Origin of the sequence: Streptomyces sp. NPDC046985, assembly GCF_040644415.1 — a bacterium.
Taxonomy (GTDB): Bacteria; Actinomycetota; Actinomycetes; order Streptomycetales; family Streptomycetaceae; genus Streptomyces.
The window spans coordinates 48,608-70,801 of sequence record NZ_JBEYWK010000022.1 but is presented as its reverse complement, the minus strand read 5'-3'; the positions used below and the strand labels follow the sequence as shown (position 1 = coordinate 70,801).

At 69.2% G+C, this 22,194-nt stretch carries 22 protein-coding genes; 10 read left to right on the top strand and 12 right to left on the bottom strand.

The annotated features are described in order from the left end of the window. Positions 1-42 precede the first annotated feature (42 nt). Positions 43-222, bottom strand: coding sequence for a hypothetical protein (locus ABZ861_RS25900; RefSeq protein ID WP_361634515.1), 180 nt, complete (start codon positions 220-222; stop codon positions 43-45). On the opposite strand from ABZ861_RS25900, the gene ABZ861_RS25895 reads away from it, so the two are divergent. Then, a complete protein-coding gene (locus ABZ861_RS25895; protein ID WP_361634512.1) occupies positions 209-1,147 on the top strand; it encodes a TniQ family protein in 939 nt (312 codons plus the stop codon). The two genes, ABZ861_RS25900 and ABZ861_RS25895, sit on opposite strands and share 14 nt — an antisense overlap. Positions 1,148-1,217: 70 nt before the next feature. Here ABZ861_RS25895 and ABZ861_RS25890 read toward each other — a convergent pair whose 3' ends face one another. The 8 genes from ABZ861_RS25890 to ABZ861_RS25855 form a co-directional block, all read right to left on the bottom strand. Next, a complete protein-coding gene (locus tag ABZ861_RS25890; protein WP_361634509.1) occupies positions 1,218-2,165 on the bottom strand; it encodes a TniQ family protein in 948 nt (315 codons plus the stop codon). Beyond that, positions 2,158-3,612 (bottom strand): DUF6221 family protein, encoded by a 1,455-nt coding sequence (locus ABZ861_RS25885; protein ID WP_361634506.1) that lies wholly within the window; start codon positions 3,610-3,612, stop codon positions 2,158-2,160. The genes ABZ861_RS25890 and ABZ861_RS25885 overlap by 8 nt, the downstream gene beginning before the upstream one ends. Then, complete coding sequence (locus tag ABZ861_RS25880) at positions 3,609-3,860, bottom strand: helix-turn-helix transcriptional regulator (protein WP_361634503.1); 252 nt, start codon at positions 3,858-3,860, stop codon at positions 3,609-3,611. The genes ABZ861_RS25885 and ABZ861_RS25880 overlap by 4 nt, the downstream gene beginning before the upstream one ends. Before the next feature lie 71 nt (positions 3,861-3,931). Then, the gene (locus ABZ861_RS25875; RefSeq protein ID WP_361634500.1) at positions 3,932-4,831 is read right to left on the bottom strand and encodes a DUF5710 domain-containing protein; all 900 of its coding nucleotides are present in this window, start codon (positions 4,829-4,831) and stop codon (positions 3,932-3,934) included. Between the two features lie 385 nt (positions 4,832-5,216). Beyond that, positions 5,217-5,918 carry a hypothetical protein gene (locus ABZ861_RS25870; protein WP_361634498.1) on the bottom strand — a complete coding sequence of 234 codons (702 nt, stop codon included), beginning with the start codon at positions 5,916-5,918 and terminating at the stop codon, positions 5,217-5,219. Continuing rightward, entirely contained in the window at positions 5,915-6,205 is a 291-nt protein-coding gene (locus ABZ861_RS25865) for a hypothetical protein (RefSeq protein ID WP_361634495.1), read from the bottom strand. Before ABZ861_RS25865 ends, ABZ861_RS25870 begins: the two co-directional genes overlap by 4 nt. A gap of 271 nt (positions 6,206-6,476) precedes the next feature. After that, complete coding sequence (locus ABZ861_RS25860) at positions 6,477-6,719, bottom strand: DUF397 domain-containing protein (RefSeq protein ID WP_361634492.1); 243 nt, start codon at positions 6,717-6,719, stop codon at positions 6,477-6,479. After that, positions 6,716-7,582 (bottom strand): helix-turn-helix transcriptional regulator, encoded by an 867-nt coding sequence (locus ABZ861_RS25855; RefSeq protein ID WP_361634489.1) that lies wholly within the window; start codon positions 7,580-7,582, stop codon positions 6,716-6,718. The genes ABZ861_RS25860 and ABZ861_RS25855 overlap by 4 nt, the downstream gene beginning before the upstream one ends. A 513-nt stretch (positions 7,583-8,095) precedes the next feature. Here ABZ861_RS25855 and ABZ861_RS25850 point away from each other — a divergent pair. The 7 genes from ABZ861_RS25850 to ABZ861_RS25820 all read left to right on the top strand — a co-directional run bounded on the left by ABZ861_RS25850 (position 8,096) and on the right by ABZ861_RS25820 (position 16,147). Then, on the top strand, positions 8,096-8,491 hold the full coding sequence (locus ABZ861_RS25850) for a hypothetical protein (protein ID WP_361634487.1): 396 nt from the start codon (positions 8,096-8,098) through the stop codon (positions 8,489-8,491). A gap of 37 nt (positions 8,492-8,528) precedes the next feature. Further along, on the top strand, positions 8,529-8,963 hold the full coding sequence (locus ABZ861_RS25845; RefSeq protein WP_361634484.1) for an ATP-binding protein: 435 nt from the start codon (positions 8,529-8,531) through the stop codon (positions 8,961-8,963). Positions 8,964-9,558: 595 nt separating this feature from the next. Then, positions 9,559-9,750, top strand: a complete 192-nt coding sequence (locus ABZ861_RS25840; RefSeq protein ID WP_127151617.1) for an FxLD family lanthipeptide — start codon at positions 9,559-9,561, stop codon at positions 9,748-9,750. 162 nt (positions 9,751-9,912) lie between these two features. Continuing rightward, positions 9,913-11,868, top strand: coding sequence for a lantibiotic dehydratase family protein (locus ABZ861_RS25835; RefSeq protein WP_361634481.1), 1,956 nt, complete (start codon positions 9,913-9,915; stop codon positions 11,866-11,868). A gap of 14 nt (positions 11,869-11,882) precedes the next feature. Next, the gene (locus ABZ861_RS25830) at positions 11,883-12,938 is read left to right on the top strand and encodes a lanthionine synthetase C family protein (protein WP_361634478.1); all 1,056 of its coding nucleotides are present in this window, start codon (positions 11,883-11,885) and stop codon (positions 12,936-12,938) included. Positions 12,939-12,993: 55 nt separating this feature from the next. After that, positions 12,994-15,045, top strand: a complete 2,052-nt coding sequence (fxlM, locus tag ABZ861_RS25825; protein WP_361634475.1) for a methyltransferase, FxLD system — start codon at positions 12,994-12,996, stop codon at positions 15,043-15,045. 4 nt (positions 15,046-15,049) lie between these two features. Then, complete coding sequence (locus tag ABZ861_RS25820) at positions 15,050-16,147, top strand: hypothetical protein (protein ID WP_361634473.1); 1,098 nt, start codon at positions 15,050-15,052, stop codon at positions 16,145-16,147. Positions 16,148-16,524: 377 nt separating this feature from the next. On the opposite strand, the gene ABZ861_RS25815 is transcribed toward ABZ861_RS25820, so the two are convergent. Continuing rightward, on the bottom strand, positions 16,525-17,349 hold the full coding sequence (locus ABZ861_RS25815) for a hypothetical protein (RefSeq protein ID WP_361634470.1): 825 nt from the start codon (positions 17,347-17,349) through the stop codon (positions 16,525-16,527). 268 nt (positions 17,350-17,617) lie between these two features. Here ABZ861_RS25815 and ABZ861_RS25810 point away from each other — a divergent pair, with 268 nt between their 5' ends. Next, positions 17,618-17,851, top strand: coding sequence for a hypothetical protein (locus tag ABZ861_RS25810; RefSeq protein WP_361634467.1), 234 nt, complete (start codon positions 17,618-17,620; stop codon positions 17,849-17,851). Positions 17,852-18,546: 695 nt separating this feature from the next. Here the strand turns inward: ABZ861_RS25810 and ABZ861_RS25805 are convergent. Beyond that, positions 18,547-19,335 (bottom strand): hypothetical protein, encoded by a 789-nt coding sequence (locus ABZ861_RS25805; RefSeq protein WP_361634465.1) that lies wholly within the window; start codon positions 19,333-19,335, stop codon positions 18,547-18,549. Between the two features lie 163 nt (positions 19,336-19,498). Next, positions 19,499-20,665, bottom strand: a complete 1,167-nt coding sequence (locus ABZ861_RS25800; RefSeq protein ID WP_361634463.1) for a hypothetical protein — start codon at positions 20,663-20,665, stop codon at positions 19,499-19,501. Between the two features lie 408 nt (positions 20,666-21,073). Here ABZ861_RS25800 and ABZ861_RS25795 point away from each other — a divergent pair, with 408 nt between their 5' ends. Then, a complete protein-coding gene (locus ABZ861_RS25795) occupies positions 21,074-21,814 on the top strand; it encodes a hypothetical protein (RefSeq protein ID WP_361634461.1) in 741 nt (246 codons plus the stop codon). The last annotated feature ends 380 nt before the right edge of the window (positions 21,815-22,194 follow it).

Here is a 22,194-nt window from a genome sequence, read left to right as displayed (position 1 = left end):
ACACGGCCCGATGCGCGCATGCAGGATCGGCTCCAAGTCCCATCACTGCGCCGTCTCGCCCTGGTGCCCGAGCCGTACCCCGGTGAGTCCCTCCTGAGCTGGGTCGACGCGCTGGCCCGCCTGAACCGTGTCGGCCGCCTGCAAGCCCTTCGCCTCGCGGGCTTCGCCCGCCCCGATGTCTCCGGGTACCGGCTTACCGTGCACTTCGGTGCCGTCTATCACCGGCGAGACGACAGCGCGCGTGCAGGCCGCCACCGGACTGTCCGCCGCCCGGCAGCAGGCGATGACGCTCGCGCACTACACCGGTGGCGTCCTGCCCTCGTTTCCCTCTCCCCCACACTGGCGGACCGCCGCCATCTGGTTGGCCCGCCTTCATCTCGCCCTGTCCGTGCGGTCGCGCGCGTGCCCGGCGTGTCTGCGCGAGAGCGGCGGGCGCTGGCTGCTGCGCTGGCGTCTTGTCTGGTCCTTCGCCTGCGTTCGCCACCGCGTCTATCTCCTCGGCGCCTGCCGCGGCTGCGGCAACGGTCTACACCGGGTCGGCCCCGGCCCGGCGGACGCGGTCGTGTGCGGCCAGTACGACCGAAGCCGCCAGGGACACGTCTGTCTCCGGGTCATCTCCCGTATGCGTCCTCCCCGGCTGTCCGACCCGCATCTGCTCCAGTGCCAGCGTCGTCTCGACCGTCTCGTCGACAACCCGCACGGTGACGGCGGCCGGGACATCCTCCGCTCTTTGCATACAGCGCTGGAGGGCATCCGCATCGGCTACGACGACGTCCCGCCGCTTCCGGACACCGACGTCGTCCTCCACCGGCGCTGGCACGGCCATGGCGGGGCCCTGTGGTACCAGAACGATCCACTGCTGACGGCCGCTCTCATCAAGATCGCGACGGCGGGCGGTCTCAGCGCCTCCCAGGAACCCTGGACACAGGCCGACATGGCCTCGTGGTCGGCCGACGGCCTCCTTCCCCCGGGCACCGGCGCACCGCCGGCCAACCGCTTCGGCGGCACGTGCCGCGCGATCGCCTGCGCGGCCTGGGTACCGCCCGGCCAGGGACACGTGGTGAAGACACAGGTCCTGTGCCCCGTACACGCGGATCACGTCATAACGCCAGGCGCCATAGACCTCATCGCCCGGCGCTTCGCCTGAGCACCGCTCGATGACGAAGCCGTGGCCCAGCGGAACGGGCCACGTAGCCTTCGTGGTTGTGAGCGATCCGTCAGCCAGGCGGCCCCGCCCCGGACGTGTCCCACAGTACGGACCGGGCGGCGATACGCACGAGGGCGGACACCGCGGCGGGCGTCCCGTTCTCCAAAGTCCACGACAGCGGCGGCTGCCACGGCTGCCCCTGTGTCTCGTGCACGGCGTCGATGACCGTGCTCTCCATCCGGTCGAGCAGACCGGCCAACGTCTTGCGGTGCGTGACATCGCGGATGATCAGGACGAGCTGCTGCAGCAGGCGGCGCGAGGTCTCGTTGTGCGCGACGTCGGCGGGGGTCAACAGCTCCTGGACGCGGCGCTGGACGTGAACGGCCTCCTCATCGCCCACCGGTAGCGCCGGCATCTCCGCCACCGGGAACCCGCACACCGTCGCCCCAAGGCGCCGTGCGCCGCGGCCGTTCCGCGCCTCCGGACGCATGCAGTGCGTCCGCTGTCCGGCGCCGGTCGCCTCCAGACGCCAGTACAACCTGAGGCCGCAGCGCGAACAACGGTCCACCAGATACACCAGATGGTCCGCGCACAGGAAGGTCCACTTCAGCCGCCAGCCGAGCAGCCACCGGCCGCCCGACGCCTCGACGCACAGCGGGCACGCGGCCGAGTGATCGCGGCGCAGCCACGGCTGGCTCACGCGCGCACCCTGACCGACGCGCCCGTTGTCCTCAGCGAGCTGCGGCAGCACCGTCGGCGCGTAGAAGCCGAACAGCATCCGCTCCACCTGCGCCGGCCTCAGACCCGTACGCCGCCACAGTCCTTCCAACTGCTCCGGGCTCAGATGGAACTGGTGGGTGCTGAAACTCGCGCTGCCCGGCAGTCCCAGGGTCCGCAGGGCCGCCGCCCGCGACACCCGCAGACTCGCCGCGACGGTGTCGACCCAGCTGACGAACGCCTCCCCCGGAAACGGGGCCGGAACCACCCCAAGCCGCCGGACCGGCTCCTCCTCAGCCACGGCCCGTCCCTCCCCGTCCCTCTTCCCCGGCCGCGCTCTCGACGAGGGGGCTCGCCGGGTTCTCGCCCTGGCGGGGCAGCCACGTCGTACGGAAGTCCGGATGCCCCGCGTAGGGCAGCAGCAGGCACCGTACGGCGTACCGCAGGGACCTGCCCTCGCGTGTACGGGCAGCGGTGGCCGCGCAGGCGTCCAGGATCAGCCGCTGGGCCTCGATCCGCTGCCGGAGCAGATCGTCTTCCTCCTCGCCCAGGCGCTGTTCCTCCTCACGGAGGCGCGCGTCGAGGAACCCCAGACACGGCTCGGTGAAGGCGTCCACACCGGTGTGCTCGCGCGACCGCGCCCGCCGAGTGAACGCCTGAGCGTGCCGCGGGCAGTAGGTGTCCCAGCCGTCGGTGTCGCCCAACACGACGCCGTGCCCGGCCGGCACCCAGGCGGAGCAGCCGCTGTGACGGCAGCGGCCGCCGAACCGGTTCGCTGCCAGTTCGACCTCACCGCGCTGCCCGAACTTCCTGGCGCCCCAGTTCGGCCGTGCGTGTCCGCTTCCCGCCGTCTCGTCATCGGCGGCGTCGGGGCCGGCCTCGGTGGCGATCTTCACAGCGGCGGCCACGAGCAGAGGGCGGTTCCGCTCGCCGCTCCCGCCAGGCGCGAGATGACGGTCCCAGGCCCCGTGGACCGCCTCGTCCGTCGCGGGCAGCCGAAGGGGCCGCACCGGCGACCACGCGTCCTGCATCGAGCGGTACAGCGCCCCGAGGACTTCCCATGCCTCCTCCGGCGTCGTGATGTGCGGGCCGCCGAGCAGACGGTCGATGTCTCGCTGGCAGGCCAGGATCCGGAGGTCGCGGACCGGCCTGCCCCGCATGCGGCGGATGTCGCGCCCGCACGGCTGTGCCGGCGTACGCAGCCCCAGCCCACGGGAGGCCCCGGGACAGATCCAGGACTGCGGATCCCCGGGCCACACCCGGTGCAGGGCGGAACCGCAGCCGGAGCACTGCGAAATCAAATACCTCTGGTGCCGCACGCACGCGAACGACCAGACGAGCCGCCATTTCAGGAGCCAGCGGCCACCGTTCTCCCGCAGGCACGAAGGACAGGCGTTGGAGTGCTTGGGCAGCACCGTCCGCTGCCGGTACCGCCACGTGGCCCAGGCCCCGTACTCCTTCGCGTCGTCCGGCGGCAGCGGCTCCAGCGCGCTGCCCGCGTAGTAGGCGAGCGTCATGCTCCGCAGTCGCTGCCCTGTCACCCCGGTGCTCTGGTTCACCGCATGCACGACGGCGTCGCTGACGCGGTAGCCGAACACGGCCGACACCGTGCTGGAACTGATCAGACCCGCCATGCGTAGCGCCTCGGTCCGGGAGACCTGGTTGAGCCGCGCGAGCGCGTCCCCCCAGCTCATCAGAGACTCACCGGGATAGGGATCGGGTACGAGCGCGAGCCGGCGCGGACTCATGTCCCAGGCTCCCGCCGCGGCGTCGCGGGTTCGAGCAGACGGCCCGGAGCGACGCCCAGCCCCTGAGCCAGGGCCAGGATGGTCAGCAGTGAGGGGTTCCGCTTGCCATGCTCGATGCCGATGACCATGCGGGCGGACAGATCGGCGGCCTCGGCAAGCGCCTCGATGCTCATCCCGCAGCTCTCCCGGGCGTCACGGACCGCGAAACCGAAAGCCTGCAGTCGTGGATGGGGAGCGTTGTGAGGCACCTCGTGATGCCAGCAGGCGCACTGAAGAGATAGCCATGAACGATAGTGCAGTATCGGCAGGGAAGGTGAGTTCAGCGACCGCGGCGGAAGATCCGCCGCAACAGCGACGGCTCCGCCGCCTCCCGCGGACCCGGCACAGCCGGGGTACGGTGCGGGGCCGGTTCTGCCGCCGACGGAGTAGCGGTAGGGGTGTCGGCGGGCAGCGCGATGCCGCGTTCAACGGCGATCCGCGCCACGATCTCCCCCGCATCAGCGGTGGCAGGCTGCGGGATGCCGCGTTCCGTAGCGAGCGTCGCTGCGGCGAAGCCTCCCCGCTCGCCCGCGCGAGGCGGACGCTGGAGGGTGACCCCGGCGTCGGTGAGAATGCTCAGATCCAGCGTCCAGGCCCTGACCGAACGCGCCTCCCACACGTTGAACGCGTAGCGGATGTGGCTGCGGGCCTCGGCATGGCTCATCCCCGTGACCTTGACCAGATGCGCGAACGCTTTCGACTCCAGGCCGCGGACCTGGGCGTATCCGTAGTGGGTGACGGTGTGGCATTCGGTGCAAAGGCAGATCAGCCTTTTGAGACGCTGAACGCGGGCGGCGTCGTCGTACACCCACCGCTCGTGGGCCTCCAGCCACCGCTTGGCGTCACGGTTCTCCGCGGCGCCGCATGCCTCGCACCGCATCCCGGCCCGGCGGGTGATCATCCGGCGGAGCCGTTCCCAGTCCCGCGGACTGACACAGGAGCGGACGTTGGTGAACCAGCAGCTGGAGGGCACCAGGTCGACGAACAGGCCCTCGCCCAGCGTGCGGTCCTCGCCCGGCAGCAGGTCCGGCACGTCAGGGGCCGCCGCCCACAGCTCAAGGGCGGTCATGCCCTTGCGGGGTGCGTACCAGCGCTTGGCGGCCGGATCCCACCGGGCCCCGGCCGCCTTCGCCTGGTCCTTCTCCGCGTACGGAACATCCAGCCAGATCCGGTCGACCACCGATCTCCCCTCCCGTGTCCGTTGTGGCGATACAAGGGCTACCCCTTCGGCGCAGAGCGACGCTACCGGCCGCCTGCGAACCTCGCCGGACGAACAGAGATCTTCCGGCGTGATGTCCGGATCCAGTCACACGCTGGCGGGGAGAGAGGCGGTGAGGGCGATGCTGGAGCGGGTGAGCCAAGGGGGCTGGTGTGCGGAAGCGGGCGCTGGCCCTGGCCACACGCGGTCAAAGCCGTCCTCGACCGGCTCACCGCCCGCTACGGTCAGGACCTGGTAGTCATTCACCCCCGCTAGCGGCACCGGTGACCAAACGCGCCGTTCGGCTCCTGCAACTGACCGGCTCGGCGCTGGTCCGCACCTGTTTGCATCGGCGGACCGACCAGCGTCATACCCCGGATACTCCCCGGTCGACTCTTGCCTCCCACTCCTCACGGTCGGGCTGCGGCAGCGCCTCGATACGGTCGGTCAGCGCCGACAGGGCCTCGCTCAGGGCCGTGGTGGCGAGGTTCAGGACGTAGACGCCTCCGTCGCGGTAGGGGCGGAACCCCAAGCTGGACCAGGTGCGTTGCAGGGCGCTGACAGCGCGGTCGCGGGCGTCGTCGTCCCCAAGTCCGGTGCGGTCCAGCGGGGACGGGTAGCAGGCGGCCCCGCGGGCACCAAACCCCAGGCGGGCAATGGCCTTGCCTGCCAGCACCGCTCCGACACCGAACCCGCGCCACGGGCGGGCCAGCTGTGCGGAGTTGAGCAGGAGCATGCCCGACCCGAACGGCTCGGCGTACTCGTCCAGGTCGTCACGGAAGTGCCCGGTGGCCGGGTTCAGGATCGACTCGGCTATCACGCCGACGTCGCCGTCATAGCCGTCGAGGACGCCGAACAGGTCACGGGTGGCATAGGGGTCGGCGCGGTAGAACTCGAAGTAGCCGACGCGCTCGACGCTGCGTTCAGCTTCCGAGTCGTACAGGTCAGCGGCCACGTGCCAGATCTCCGGCTCGTCCTCGCCGGTGTCCCACCACCCCTGCTCGCAGGTGTAGGTGAGGCGGATCGCACTGACGGGTCCGGGCAGCGCCCGCGGCTCGGGCGACGTCACGCGTGCGCCGCCGCGGCCCGGAGGGCTTGGCGTCCGGCGTCGGTGACCTCGACGAGGTCGCCTTGGCTGCCGTCAGCGGGCACCACCACACGCACGAGGCTCTGCTTCCACAGCTGAAGCGAGACGCCGTGCCAGGCGATCTGTCGCTCGGTCCACGCCTCGTGGCCGGGGTGGTTCTCGTCCATTCCCGGCTCGGCGGGGTTGAGGACGGGGAAGTAGTCGGACATCGCCACCGGCTTGGGCGAGTCGGCGATCATCTGCAGCAGGTCACGTTCATCGGTACTCAAGGCCATGCGCTCCAAGCTACGGCAGCCCGCTGACAGATCCGCCGGGTGCAGGTGTGGCGGGTTCTATCTGCGCAAGTATGGCGCCGTTTGTTCAGACGCCGATGGCTCACACACCGCGCTGGGAGCCGGGACAGCATCACCTCTCGCACGTGCGCTCGGGAGTCGCTTCCTGGTGGTTGCGCGACCAGGGGTGCACGATGAACAAAGATTGTGGCGTGGTCCTCCCCACATCCCCTGGGGAGGACCACGCCACAATCTGTTGCGCAGGTGATCAGTCGAGTACGCCGAAGTCGACGGCGCCGGACTTCACCGTGTCGATGAACGTGATGTAGGTGGACCGGGGCAGGGCCAGAGCCGGGCCGTTCTTCTCCTTGGAGTCACGGATGCCGACCTGGGCCTGCCGGATGGCGACCTCGACGCAGTTGCCGCCACCCTGGTCGCTGTATGACGACTTGAACCACGACCCTTCCGGCGCGAACTCGGTGGAGGGAACGGGCTTCGTGTGATCAGTCATTTCCACAGTTTCTCTTCGAGTTCCATCAGGAATGACGGCGTCTGGGAGGGCCCTGGCGCCGCCTTTACCATGGCATCGAACTGCCGCTGGTACTGCCCAACATCGGAGGGCTTCGACCACATGGTGATGGATCGGTAGCCGTCGCTCTGAACCACCGGGTCCAGCTCGTCGAACTCGAGCACCGTGAAGCAGAACCCCGCACGGTAGGTAGACAGGTCATCGGGGATGACCTGCACCTCTACGTTGTCCTGCTCGCAGAGGCGGATGATCTCCGCGTACTGGGCGCGCATCACCTCAGGGCTGCCGATCTTCGTGCGCAGCGTGCTCTCAGTCAGGATGATGTGGACCTCTCGGGCGCCGTCCAGCAGAGTCTTGCGTTCCATGCGGGCCTGGACGCTGCGCTCGACGGCGTCGGTCGTTCTCTCCTCCACGATCTTGGCTGAACCCATGAGGGCGTTCGCGTACTGCTCGTCCTGGAGCAGCCCGTGCACCACGTTGTTCTCGAAGCCCCGGATGCGCACGGACTCACGTTCCAGACCCAGGTACCGCGGCATCCCGGAGGGGAGCACGTTCCTGAAGGTCGTCAGCGGCTCGCTCTTGAGGGAATCGCGCTGCATCTGCAGCAGGACATCGCGGTCGCCGGGCTCTATGACGTCGTACTCGTCCATCAGCGCTTCGAGGTCCGCCAGCTTGGGCAGCGGGATCTCGCCGGCCTCTACGCGGCTCAGCTTCGATCGGGAGAAGCCCAGCTTCGTGGAGACGGCCTCGGCGGTGTAGGAGCCCACCTCATCATCCGGCCCGGCTGTCTCCTCAGCGTGCTTCTTCTTCCGCTCGCGCAGTTCGCGCAGCTCCTTGCCGAGCATGACCCGCAGGTACGTCGGTCCCCGTCGTGCCGCCAACTGTCCCCTCACTTCGGTGTGCTGTTCGCCAGATCGGAGCCTCTGTCCTCCGGACCGAGGTGTCTGCCCGTCAGGAAGAGGGTTACGTCGAGAGTTTGGCACGGTCCGTCCTCTCTGCAACACCCTCTGTCCACTCGATGGCACTTGCCAATTCGTGCCCGTCTGGGCATTCCCTTGAATGTTAACTAGCGGGCGCATCAAGCTGGTTGCGGCGGCCGAACCGGAGCCTGTCTCCGTCGGCCCGATGAGGGCGTGTGCCCCCGGATTCGTGCGCGATCCCGGCCTCTGTGAGGGCCCGACCAAGGCCCTCTGGGACCGGGCCGACATCCCCATACTGCCCCCTGACGAGCCGAGGCCAGCAATGCGCCAGAGCATCACTGCCCTTAACAAGGGCAGGGACTGGATGGACCGGGAGCGTGGCTCGCACGGTTCCGTCCCGACGAGATCCGTGTTGGGACGGACCCGCTGGTCCGTCTGATGAACGACCGTCGCGATGTGCTCGACCGGTGCCTGACGCGTATAGAGGCAGCCGGGCGCGTCCCGCGAGTGTGCCTGTACCTGCTCGCGGCGCGCGGCTGCGAGCCCGCGCACTCCTGCGACGCGGCACGGGACTACGCCCTTCAGGAGGGCTGGCAGACCAGCACGCTGCAGGTGTTCACGGACCGCTTCGGTGTGACCGATCCGCTGCTGCGGCCCGGCTGGTCCGCCGTGCGGCACCAGATCCGGGCCGGGTTCGTCGACGGGGTCGTGGCGCTCACGTACTCGGTAATCAGCCCGCACGTGGACGAGTACGAACTCAAGCTCGCCCTGGTCGAGGAGAGCGGCGGGTTCGTCGCGCTCGTGACCCCGGAGACCGCGGGAGCGGCGTCGTGAAGCCGGGTCGGCACGCAGCTCACCGGGGAGGCCGCTGATGTGGCCCGCCACAGCCGTCGCACCGGTTGCTGCGAAGCGGCTGCCGCAGACGTCGCGCGCTTTCGAGGCGGCCTTCGAACCGGAGCCGGTGTGTGTCGGCCACGCACGGCGGATCACTCTGGCCTTTCTCGGGCTGTGGCACGTGCGCGGGCCGCTGGCCGACAACATCGCGCTCGTCGTCTCCGAGCTGGTGAGCAATGGCGTCGAGCACGGAGCAGGCGATGTCGGGCTGCGCGTCCAGTACCCCGACGACGAAATCCGCATCGAGGTCACCGACGGTAACCCGGCTCCGGCCAGGATGCGCTCTGCTGGCGACGACGACGAATCGGGGCGCGGACTGCTGCTCGTCACGGTGCTCGCGCGGAAATGGGGCGTCACCAACGACGGCCGCACCACCTGGGCCACCTTCCGTGTTCCCTCAGGGAGGCCATGATGGTGGCCGTCGACGACGTGACCGCCGCCGGGCTGCCGGGCCGGCCGGTCGACGCTGAGGACGAGCTGAAGCGCCGGATCGCCCGCCTTCTGTCACGCTCCCTGGCTGACGAAGGCATCGGCGATGACCTGATCGGCACCCTCGACGAAGTTCCTCAGCGACCGGCCGGAACCCGCCGCCCCCGACCGGAAGCTGTACCGCCTGCCCGCTGTCCGGTGCGTGACGGTCCCGGACGGCGGGCGGGTGCACGACCCGGCAGCCGGGCCTGGAGCAAGGCTCGGTGCCGGAGGAAGCGTGTGGGGAGGAGTCCCCCTCCCACTGGCCCTCCCCACACGCCCGACCGGAGCGAGCGAAGGGAAGAGCGTGCAGTTCCAGCCGAACCCCGACAGCGATCCCGCCCACTGGCGCATAGCCGCCCCGGAAGGGCGGTGGCCTGGCTAGCGTCACAGCCGACCAATCGGCCAGGCGCCCTCACGACCGCACCTCGACCTTCCGGCACGTGCCCCAGGCTGCCGACACGGCCCTCCACCGGGCACCAAAGCGCCGGGACCCGACCGGGCCCCGGAACCCTGCACCATCCGTCAAGGAGGTACGTATGACCGCCGTCCACCTGGAGCAGCCGGTTGCCCCCGCGCAGCCGACCGCCGACGTCGTCGACAAGGCCGACGACCCGTTCCAGCTCGACATCACGTTCATCGAGAACACGCCGGCGACCGAGACGGTGCTGATGTGCAGCACCGGCGACAACTGCGGGAGCTCCTGCCCGAGCGCCTGCACCACCTCGTAGCCCAAGCCAGTCCGGCGGCGCGGGCCGGACGGAGTTGTCCGTCCGGCCCGCGCCCTTTCTGCCAAGAACGGAGTGTGGGCGATGACGCGCTTACGACACAGCCTGTACTGGGGTGCTGGTGAAGGGATGCTGCGTGCCGCGGTGAATCTCACCGGGCCTGACATGCCGCCTTGGCCGGGGCCCGCAGCTCCGCTCGAACACTGGCGTTCGTGGCTGACTGCGGTGTGGGCCGATGACACCTTTCGGCAGGCTGTCTCCAGCGCCAGCCCCGACCTGGCCCGCCAGGTCGGGGCGATCATCGACGGGCGATCACCGAAGGTACGCCGGGTGAGGCGGGCGGCCCTGGCCACCGCCCGGTACGCGATCAGATACACGCGCCGCTCCACACCGTTCGGCATGTTCGCGGGCGTCGCGCTGATCGGGTTCGGCGACAGGACTGAGGCCCGCGTCGGGGACCGCCACGAGGCAGTTGCTCGGCCGGACCCGATGGCGCTGGACGCGGCGATCAGCGACTGGGAGGACGACGCCGAGCGGATGGCCGACGTCGAGGTCTGCGTCAACAACCTGGCACGGCAGCGGGGCGAGCGCGTATGCGTTCCCTCCGATGGCGCCTCGGAGTTCTCCCTCGCGCTGACGCCCGCAGTCGCGCTGGTCCTCGACGTGGCACGCTCACCGATTCGCTACTCGGTGCTGGCGGACAAGCTCGCCGCCGAGTTCCCGGACACCGCCACACACCGCCGATCCCGGCTGCTCGCTCAGCTGCTGCGGGTGCGGTTGCTGCGGTCCTCACTGCGTGCTCCGGCCACCGTCATCGATCCAGCCAGCTCCTTGCCCCCCACTCTGCGAGATGACGCGCGGAGGAATTCGGCGGCGCCGGATCTGCGGCTGGACGCCGCGGTGTGGCTGCCGCAGGCGGTGCTGACGGAGGCGGAGACCGCGGCGACGGTCCTGAGCCGGCTCACCGCGCATCCGACGGGGACCGCGGTATGGCGCCGGTACGCCGAGAAGTTCGCCGACCGTTTCGGTGAGAACGTCGAGGTGCCGCTGGAGGTGGTGACGGACCCCGAGAGGGGCTTGGGCTTTCCGGACGGGTTCGGCCACGTGTCCGAGCCGCCCCGCCCGATGATCCGACGCGACCGGCTGCTGCTGGAGCTGGCCGGTACCGCGGCGGTCGAGGGCAACAGGTCGGTGGCCCTGACCGGCGCGATGATCGAGGGGCTGGAGGCCGCTGCGGGCACGCCCACGCTCCTCGCGCCCCACCTCGAACTGGGCGTGCGCATCCACGCTCGCTCGACGCGTGCTCTGGGCGGCGGGAACTTCCGCCTTCACATCTCCACCGTCTCCCGCGCGGCCGGCTCGATGACGGGCCGGTTCTGGCACCTCTTCCCCAACGCCGGTGCAACGTACGCGGATCTGCCCACGGTCGAGCCCGGCGCGGAGCTGGCCCAGCTCTCCTTCCACGCCGGCCGGGTCCCGGCCGACCTGCTCACCCGTGCCCCGCACGTGCTGCCCCGGCTGGTCAGCGTCGGCGAGTTCCGCCACCCCGGGAAAGGGGTGCTGTTCCCGTCCGACCTGGCCGTCGGCATCCACGACGGCCGCCTCTACCTCACCGAGGCCGCCACCGGCACACGCCTGGAACTGCTCGCGCCGACCGCGCTCAACTTCCTGTGGAACAACTACACCCCGCCACTGGCCCGGTTCCTGGCTGAAATCAGCCGGGCCGCCACGCCGCAGGTGACGTGGTTCGACTGGGGTGCGGCCTGGACCCTCCCGTTCACTCCGGCGTTGCACTACCGCCGTTCGATCCTGGTGTCCGCGCGATGGAAGGTGCGTGCTCGCGATCTGCCCGACCGTACCGCGACGCTGGATGATTGGGCTGGGCAACTGCGGGCCTGGATGAGCCGCTTCCGCGTGCCGGACCGCGTGCTCCTGGCCGAGGATGACCAGCACCTTCCCCTCGACCTGTGCCAGGACATGCACCTGGACCTTTTGCGCGCCCATCTTGATGCCAGCCCGACAGGAGTCGCGACCCTGCACGACGCGCCGCCGCCGGACGCCGACGGGTGGATCGGCGGACGGGCCCATGACCTCGTCGTTCCGCTGCGGGCACGCTCATGACGGCGACAACGCCCATGCCCAGGACGCAGGACCTCTCCGAGGGCGCGCTCGGGATGGCGCTGCTGCACATCGAGCGCGGTGACCTCGCCGCCACGCGAAGCAACCTCGCGCAGGCGGTTGCGGGCGGCGTCAGCGCCGGGGGCAATGCGTCCCTGTTTCACGGCGCCCCGGCCCTGGAGTTCGTGCTCAACTGTGCCGGGAGTGCCGGCCGGGATGTCCGCGACGCCGTCGACCGTGTCGTGGACACCCGGCTGGCCGCAGCATCTCGGCGGCAGACCTCCGGGGCGCTGCCGCATCTCGCTGAGTTCGACCTGATCCGGGGCCTTGCCGGGCTGGCCGCGCTGCTGCTGACTCGCGGCGAGGCTTCGCCACGGCTGGAGAGGGTGCTGGCCTACCTGATCTCCCTGTCGCGGCCGGTCCGCGTCGAGGGCCGACAGGTGCCGGGATGGTGGTCCACGGCCGGGCCCGCCGGCGAGGAGATGCCGGGCGGACACGCCAACAACGGTGTTGCACACGGCATCGCCGGGGCATTGGCGGCGCTCTCGCTCGCCGTGAGGCACGGCGTCCGGGTGCCGGGGCAGCACGAGGCCATCGAGGTGTTCGCGCGCTGGCTGGACACCTACGGCTCCCGCTACTGGATCACCCGCGACCAGTTGTCGGCCCCGGAGTCGCCCGAGCCGGAGACCGCGCGCCCGTCCTGGTGTTACGGCCAAGTCGGCATCGCCCGTACCCAGCAATTGGCCGCGCTCGCCCTGAACGACCCTGCCCGCAGGCTCGCGGCAGAGGACACCGTCGCGCACACGCTCGCCGACCCGGCCCTGCTGAGGCGGATCACCGACGCCTCGCTGTGCCACGGCTGGGCCGGCCTTGTGACCGTGGCCCACGCCGTTGCCGACGACAGCCCCACACCTGACCGGTTCACACCGCTGATCAGAGACATGAACAAGCGCCTTGCCGCCGACCTGGAGCGGCTGACGAAGCCCGGCCTCATGGAAGGCCGTACCGGCGCGCGACTGGCGCTGGACGGCACGAACACCACGGGCTGGGCCAGAGCCCTGTTGATCACCTGACCGCGCCAGTCCCCCGAGCCCAGTCCTCCCCTACTGACGAGGAGTGCCCACGATCATGGACGTCGACGACGAGAACCTTCCGATCACCGCGCAGCCGGACTGGTGGCATGCCAGCATGTCGTTCCCGGGCGGCGCCGTAACCCCCGAGGCCGCTCAGGCGCTGTCGTCCGCGCTGGGAAACCAGCGGTTCCACTTCCTGCGCAAGGATGGAGGGCTGCGACTGCGCGCCGAGCGCTCCGCGGCCGACCTGCTGGACCGCCTCGTCGCCGACCAGAAGGCCAGCGGCTGGGTCGGCGGCGTCTACGAGCCCGAGACCGAGGCGTTCGGCGGCCGAGAAGGCATGGACGTCGCACACGACGTGTTCTGCGCGGACAGTCGCGCCGCCCTGTCCGAGACCGGCAGCCCGGGCACCCGAGAGCGCAGTGTGCTGCTGTTGGCCGCCATGATCCGGTCGGCCGGGCTGGACCCGTTCGAGGCCGGTGACGTGTGGGCGAAGCTCGCCGCCCTGCGACCGCCCGTCACACCGCCCGCTGGCCCCGCGCGCGACCGGGCGGTCGCGGCCATGCGCCGTCTGATGAACGCCGACGCGGCCCTGCGGCCAGCCGCCGAGCCCGGCTGGGCCGAGCGCGTCACCGCCTTCGATACGGCCGGCCGGCAACTGCGGTGGCTCGCCGCTGATGGGCGGCTGATACGGGGCCTGCGCGCGGTGCTCGCCCATCACGCGGTCTTCGCGTTCAACCGCGCCGGAGTGCCGGTCGGCGAGCAGGCCGCTACCGCATGGCTGGGCCGCCAAGTCGCCTTCGCCGAAGACCAAGCAGCCGACGTGTCTACCCGCCGGTCCGCCTCACCGGACCCTAACCTCACTCGAATGGAGACCACCGTGACACCCGTCACCGACCCCGCTGAACTGCGCGAAGCACTCGTGAACCGCCTCATCGACAGCGGCCACCTGCGCACCCCCGCCGTCATCGACGCCTTCCGCAGCACCGAACGCCACCAGTTCCTCCCCGGCGTCGACCTCCAGAAGGCCTACATCGAAGACGCGGTGCCCACCAAGCACGACGAGACGGGCGAGATGATCTCCTGCATTTCCGCGCCCTCGATCGTCGCCACCCAGCTCGAACAGCTCGGTGCGCAGCCTGGCCACAAGGTCCTGGAAGCCGGTGCCGCGACCGGCTACAACGCCCGCCTGCTCGGCCGGCTCGTGGCCCCTGGCGGCCACGTGTGGACTGTGGACGTCGACCAGGACCTCGTCGACGGCGCGAATAAGAACCTCGCGCAGGCCGGTGCATCGAACGTGACCGCGGTACTGGCCGACGGCGCTGCCGGCCTTCCCGAGCACGCGCCGTTCGACCGCATTCAGTTCACCGTCGGCGCGGGCGATGTGCCGGCGAAGATCCTCGACCAGCTTGCTCCCGGCGGCCGCCTCGTCCTTCCGATGCGGATTCGCGGCAGCATCTCCCGCAGCTTCGCCTTCGAGCGGGACGGCGACACCTTCAAGACCGTCTCCTGCGAGATGGCGACGTTCGTGCCCCTGCGCAAGGGCGTCTGCGACGACATCTACACCCTCGTGCGCATGGAGGGCGAGGGCAACGTCCGCCTGGAGACCTTCAGCGAGCAGGAGGTGGACCGCGACGCGATCCGCACCGTCCTGGATCAGAAGCAGGCCAAGGTCTACACAGGGGTGAAGTTCCGCCAGGGCGACCCCTGGGAGTGGCTGTACCTGTACCTGGCCTCCGTGCTGCCAGGCGGCCTGTCCCGTCTCCCCGGCCAGCGGCCCGGGTTCACCCCGCACTTCGGCTGGGGCTCCATGGCCGCCCTCGACGGCGACACCCTGGCCTACCTGACCATCCGCGAGGGCGCGGACGACAAGGGCAGGTTCTGGGAGATCGGCGTCATCGGCCACGGCTCCCACGCCGCCGAACTCGCCGACCAGGTCGCCACCGAGATCCGCGAATGGGACGAGGGCTGGGGCAACACCGCGCCGGAACCCACCTTCCGCATGGCCGTCGGCGACGCCCGCGACCAGCTCACGGCCGCCGACCCGCGCTTCGTCATCGACAAGACCTACAGCCGTCTCGTCGTCGACTGGCCGCGCAAGGGCTGAGCCGATGATCCCCGCGATAGCCAGCCGCATTCCGCTGGTCCGCCGTCCCAAGGCGCCCGCGTTACCGCTGGACGAGCGCATCACCCACCTTCACGGGCTGACCGTCGCGCCCGCTGGTGCGAGCCACCACGATTTGGTGGCCCGCGCCAGCGGGGTCCTCAACTACGCCGCGCTGATCGCCTCCGACGCCGGGATGCCCGACCTGGCGGCCGACCTGTGCTGGAAGCAGCACAAAGCCTTCGCCGGCGCCGGACACCTCACGGGAGACGTCGCCGTGATGGCGCTCATGCCCCTGATCAACATCTCCCGGCTGCTGACCCGTGAGGGTGACGGCGAAGCCGCCTACGACGTACTGACACGGCTGTACCGCGCTGCCCAGAAGCGCGGCACAGCCGAGATCCGCGGCAACACCGTCGATCTGTCGATGCTGATCGACACGGAAGCCGACCACCGGAAGGTCTGCGAGGAGCTGTGGGTCACCGTGCTCGTCGACGGCGCCAGAGCCCTGGCGCGGATCGGCCGGTGGACCGAGGCCGCCGAAGCCATGACCTCGCACCGAGGCATCGGCAACCGCCTCCTCGACGGCCGCCAAATCATGATCATGTCGCTGATGGAACGCGGCCTCGACCAGCAGGCCCGCGACACGATCCAGTCCACAGTCCCCACCGAACCGTGGGAGAACGCCATCGCAGCCCTCCTGCGCCTGTGCTGCCGGTCCGCGATCTCACCCACGCCGCAGCCGGAGCTTGACCTCGCTCTGCAGGAAACACTCGCGCTGCTCGACCCGTCCGACCCCTTGACCGCAGCGTTCCAGACCAGAGCCGCACTGGCCGCGCTCGAACTGGTCGGCGACTGCGCCAGCCCCCACGCTGCCGTCCTGCACGAAGCCGTCGCCGAAGTGGCCCGTCTCGATGCGTACGCTGCCCGCGACATCCTGAACCACCGCACGGCCCAGGCTCATCTGACCAGCCAGCACAGACAGAAACTCGACTCTGTGCTCACCGCATCCGGACTCGGCGCAGGAACCCTTCCGCAAGCCCACCTGCACGCCCTCACCGAAGCCGTGGACAAGGCCGAAACCGCGCTCGGTCAACTTCTTTAACCCGCCCAGCAGAGCACCAACCCGGCGCCATGGAAATGGCACTGCGGGTGCCGGACAAAAGCCGGTGATGCGCCACCTCACGGGGAGGAGTCTCCTCCGTTGAGGTGACTGCGCGCAGCATCAACGAATGCGTCGATCGCCTGGATCAGACGGGCGACGGTGGGAACCTCAGGCTGGCGTCCTTCCATCAGGACATCCAGCACGCCTCCGGGGCCGCTGCCCGCACGCGCGGGAATCTGAGCCCACGGAGGCGGCGGAACACAACGGCGCAGCGACGCGGACGCGGGCAGCGCGCCGGTTCACTCCTGTTCCATGGTGTCGTTGGCGAAGGCCGCGATCCCCACCTGATTGCGCGCGGCCTCCTCCCTGGGGCCTGCCTACTCGTCCTCGGAATCGGACGCTGAGCGCAGCTGCCAGCCGGCTGCGTCGAAGACCTCCTGCGCGGTGGCCCGGTGGCGCTGCCGTACGAGCTCAGCGAAGCGCCCCTGCTCCATGCTCTTCATGGTCAGTTCCTGATGGTTCAGCAACATCGCCAGAAGCGCTGTCGAGGTCTCGATGACGTCGACGAGATGGTCGATCTCTTCCGAGTGGTCGGTCCTGGCGGGTTCGCTGAACTCATCAAAGCCAATCTCTTCGAACCCGGTCTCATCGCTGCCGAGGGCGCCCCTCAGCTCCTTCCGGATCGCTTCGCGCTCCATGGCGTGGACCATCTGCGCGAGCCAGTCCTCGTCCGCCTGACGCAGTTGCAGGATCAGTTCGACGCCCACCGACTCGGTGTCGAAAGCGTTCTTCCAGGTGCGGGCGAACTCGACCTGCCCTACAGGCGACAACCGCTGGAAGAAGGCTGCCAGCTCTGGTGCGTCCTTGCGGCAGTCCCCAGTCCAGCGATCTTCTTCCCGGAACAAGGGGCCGTCGACTCCACCGTTGGTGAGGAATTCCCAGCGTGCCCTTGGATAGGCGCCTTCTAGCTCCCAGCCGGCGACAAGGTCGGGCTGGTGAGCGGGGCAGCAGGCCCTCTCCCATGGCTCGCCCGCGTTCACCAGCACCGTCTCCTTGGTCGGGCAGTCCGGTGGGCACGGACGATCCGCATGCTCTTTGCTGACCTCGATGAGCCGTCGCAGCGCCGCGGTGTAGGAAATCCCCTCCTGGGCCGCGAGCGCGCGAGCCTCCTGCTTGAGGGCGTTACTTCCGGCCTTCGTCATGATCCACTCCGTAACGCGAGACCCTGCACACCTCGCGGGAGCGAGAGAAGAATGAGTGCATCAACCATGCGGGCCCTGGGGGCCTTGACCGATCATTGCCCTCGCTGTGCAGGCGTGAGGGCGACGGTGGGGGCGTACGCAACTTGCCGCCGTCAGGGTACACGCACGCCCTTCGATGACACTGGGGCAGTAACGGTGGTAAGTCTGCGCGCGTACAAGTGCACGCCCCAGCGGACGATGATCTTCCTTCAGCCGTCATCAGGGGAAAATGCTGAGCACAGAGGACCCGGAGTTCAACGTCATGGTGACGTTCTCAGTCGCCGAGCATACGGCCATCGTCGAACACGCGGCCGAGCTAGACGTTCCCGTCGAGGCCTACATTCACCAGGCCGCCACGCGGCGGGCGCGGGACGGGCAGACCAATTGCGAACTTCTTGAGCAAGCCGCTGCCGGGGCAGCGTCAGGCGCTCCGGCAGCGGTCAGCCTCCTCGACGATCTCTAGGAGCCGGACTTGCTCACTGAGCAGGAGCGAGAGGCCCGAGCCCGGGAGACGGCCCGCGAGGTGGGCATCGAATACATAGATGAAGTCCGGGCTCTGGGTCAGGCTCTATGGGACAAGATCAGAAACCTGTCGGCGAGCTCCACGCCACCCGGACCTGGCTCTTCCCAGGGGCTGAAGGGGCTGAAGGGGCCGAAGGGGCCGAAGGGGCTGAATTCTAGGCAAGCTACCGAAGACCGAGACCGGCCGTTTCAAACCTCAGTGAAGGCTGTCACCCGTTCATAGTGATTTGACTTCCGTGATTGGCCGCGAGCGCCGGAGCACGACTCGAATGGGCGGGCCGAACAGCGCGGGCAGGGAACAGCACGGACATCTTCACAGGGAGGGTGATAGGGCATCCCGCCTGCGGGGCTGGGTTCTGTCAGCTCGCGCACGTCGAGAAATGCCCTCACCCGCTCTTGATGGTTCACGCCCACGCCCTGCGCACGCCCGTCGTCATCGACGCACGCGTTGCCTGGCCGAGCACCACAACGCGGGCAGGGCACCGTTTGGACTTCATGGCGATACGGGGTGCGTCTCCGGGCGAAATACCTCATGGCGGCCAACGTATCGGAGCTCAGCTACTTCCCTGCCGACCCCGCCGGTCACCCTGGTGAGGGTGTGATCAGCGGGATGGGACAGATTCGTGCGCCCCGGCTTCACCGGTGAACCGGATCGGGTGACTCCTCGCTCCTGTCCCGAGTGCACAGATGTCCTGATGGGCAGGCCGGGCAGCCCTTCACCTCCAGCCAGCCGGATTCGGCGACGGCGGTAAACAACTCCTTTGCCCGGTCCACGTCCCCGTGCCAGCCCATGCGTTCGCAGAAGTACTCGGCGGTTGCCTCGTCGCCGGCGGCGTCACATGAGCGGAGATAGCCGAATGCGGCGAACTCCTCCGCTGTCAGTTCTGCCACGGCACCGTTGGGCATGCACGTCTTCGGCCCCACGCCCTCGGGCTCATCGTCCACGAAAGCCCAGGGCTCACCGGGGTGTACGGGCCTACGGGCGACCAGGCGGCCGATCGCCGTGTCCTCGACCAACTCCATGAGCAGGGCGCCTACCGCGTGCAGGGAATGGACGCTCTCGCGTACCTCATCCGGATTCACCGACCCTGCGGCGAACATCGAGGCCGCCTCGTCCAGCGGCACCATGATCCCACCGTCGCCCTGACGCAGCGGCAGGAAGCCGGAGTCGAGCGCCATATCGAGCAGCACTGCGGCCTGCGGCACCCGGCCGGCGTACGGCTTCGCGAGCCGGGCAAGCCGTTCCACGAGGTCGAGCGCATCGGCGTCGATCCGAGGGTCATTGGCTGCGAACGAGGTGTCCATCCCCTCTTCGACATGGAACCACTCTTCGTACAGGACGCCGGGCGGCTCCAGCTGATCGAGCGAGTAGTCCGCCGCCGCACGCCGTTCCCTGCGCGGCTTACCGATCTTCCGACGCCCCATAGTCAAACTCCTTCGCGATACCCAGACTTGAGCCGGAACATCTACCAGCCCGAGACGCCCGACGTTGACGCCGCAGACCCAGGCAGACGGACCGGCCACCGCTCCGACAGGAACGCCGACAGATCACGCACGCGGAACCGCGAGCGGCGGATGAAATTTCGAACTACGCCCCGGCCTGTGCGGCGACGGCCGTGCTTCGCGCCTTGGGCAGCACGATGCCCTGGGCCTGAGCTGCCTGGCCCGGGCGTAGGGTCCACGGCACGGTGCCGGTGTCTGTCAGCCACTCATTCGCCAGCAGACGCTTCAACACGAAGCCACGTAGCGGCCCCTTCAGAGGCCAGCCCAGGCCTGCGCACAACTGGGCGTACGAGGGGCCGTGCCCGTGCTCGGCCCGAAAGACCACGGTGAACTCGGCGGCCTGCAGACCACGATCAGGGTGGGCGTCTTTCCACTCGCCGTAGGCATTCTTGACGGACTGGGAGAAGAAGTGGGAGCGGGCGACGCTGGTGAATGCCTCCGCGACCCGCTCCACCGGGAGGGCGCACACTGCGCAGTACTCAACGGCCTCGACGTGGCGCCGTAGGGCAGGGGTGGCCGTGTGCTTCCACTGCTTCCACGCAGCAGCATCGAACTGGGGCTCGGGAGTCGCGATGGTGGCGGACCGTTCCTCCACAGTGGGGCAGCGCTGTCCCGACAGGTGCTGAACCACGGGGGCGAGAAGGAAGCGGTCCTCGGACACCTCGGTCAGGAAGCCCTTCTGCAGGAGTTCCGGCAGAAGGGCCCGGCAGGCTGCGGGGAGATCCGCCGGGATCCGTCCGAGGAGCTTGGATGTGCTGTGGGCGGCGAGGAACAGGCTGGCCAGCCGTGCGGCGGGCGACAGCTTCTTGACCGGTTTGGCCGACAAGGCTCTTGTGGCCCATCCGGACACCCGTGAGCGCGTCTGTTTCCCGAAGGGAAGTGGGTGGTCGTCCTCCCGGGCCAAAGCGGGGACGGCGATCCGGACAGGCATCGACGGGTCACCGTCGAAGAGCGCGTCGTCGATCTGCCAGCCCAGGCCGCGCAGGGCGTCAACCGCTCCCTGCGGATTACCCAGCCTCATGGCGGACAGATCCTGCCCGGTGAGGTTGCCGGCACCGCCCCGTGCGGCCCGGATGGCCACCACCACGGCGATCAACTGAGCGTCGGGACCGGGCAGGGGCAGCGAGGCCACGTAGCTCAACAACGTGCGTGCGGCTTCCCCTTGCCCGGAGGTCAAGAGGAATGGCAGCGCAGACGGGTCACCGTCAGGGGGAGTGCTGACCTTGCTGAGGCTGGATGCAGTCTTCGGCACGGCGCGTTCAACGCATGTCACGCACCCGGGTCACGCTCTATACGCCATCTGGCAGGCCGTCGTCCCTGGCACCCCGGACGGGTGCGGCGGGCGCCTGCTGACCGGGGCGGGCCGGAGCATTCGGCGTCAGGGCGAGCAGGCCGCCTGTTCCAGCAGCCGGGCCATGGGCCCGCAGGCCGCCTCGACCTGGTGAAACGGGCAGTACTCCGGGATCAACACAAAGTCCTTCAGGACGCGACGTCGGCAGAGCCGGATATGCGCTGGTTCGGAGCGCCCGGCCTGCACGGTTTTCCGCCGCCTTCTGGCTACGATGCGCGTGCAGCGCTTCGGCGCTGATTCTGGGCAGCGTGGGCGATGTCGGCGCGTACTCCGTGTCGGCATCGCCGCGCTGCGGTACAAATCGCCTCCATGGCGACGACCATCCCCACTCCGCCCAAGCCGGCAAGTGTGATCGCACGTAGGCGCAATGGAGCCGCTCGGCGCGTCGAGATCTCTGCGCAAGAGGTGGAGGAAGCCTTCCGGCTCCTGCAATTTGTGCCTGTTCCCGAGGCCCGTCAGCTGCGGGACAAGTTCGCCGCCGTGCTCCGGCCGGTGTGCTACTGGGCATCGTCGCGCACGGGCCGCTACTCCAACTATCCGGCCTGGGGCCCCTGTGGGGCGTTCGTCGACGCGCCGAACGAGCGCTGCGTCGAGCACCAGTGGCCGCTGCCCGCCGACGTCCCGGATCCCTTCCCGGACCGGTGCATCGTGACACTGGACGAGGAACTTGAGGACTCCCGCTGGGTGGACTACTCCGGTGGGCTGCGCTGCCCTTTCGACCGCCACCCGGGAAGCCACCGGTGTGCGCATCACGATCCACGCGACCAGGAGCTGTGCGGTCATCCCGTGGACGACGGCGGTACCTGTGCGATCCCCCAGGGAGTCTTCGCGTGCCGGGACCACCGGTACGCCAGACTCACGGTCTACAAGAGTCAGCTCGAACAGATGCCGTTGACCCTGAACTGCGGGCACTGCGGCGCCGCGCCGGGCGAGAGCTGCACCACTGACAGCGGCCGAGCGGTCGTACCCCACAAAAGGCGCGTCAGCGCCAGCCAGGACCTGGAGCAGAGCCAGGAACTGTCCGACGTGATCGAGTGGTTGAGCCTCTGAGCAGCCTTGCGACGTCCATGGCTTCCGGCACGCGCTGACCGCATGCCGGCGCCGAGGCATCTGGGAGGACGCGGCCTCCGTCTTCCTGGCAGGTGAATCGCACTGTCTTGATCATCTGCCCCCCGAACGGGGCGCTCGCCGGGGCTGCGTACTGGTTCTCCTGACTGGCCGCCGCGCACAAGAACTCGCTGGTCAGCGGCATTCTGCCCCAGAGCGGGGCGGGACTTGCGCACCGGAGGCCGAGCACAATGGTGACGATTTGCTAGCTTCCGCCACATTTCTTCATTCTTATCCGTGAGGATTGAGATGTCCCCTGTACCGCCGCATTCCACTGTCCGTGTGCCACGTCCCGCGTCCGGTTCCCGAGTTGCTCTTGAGTC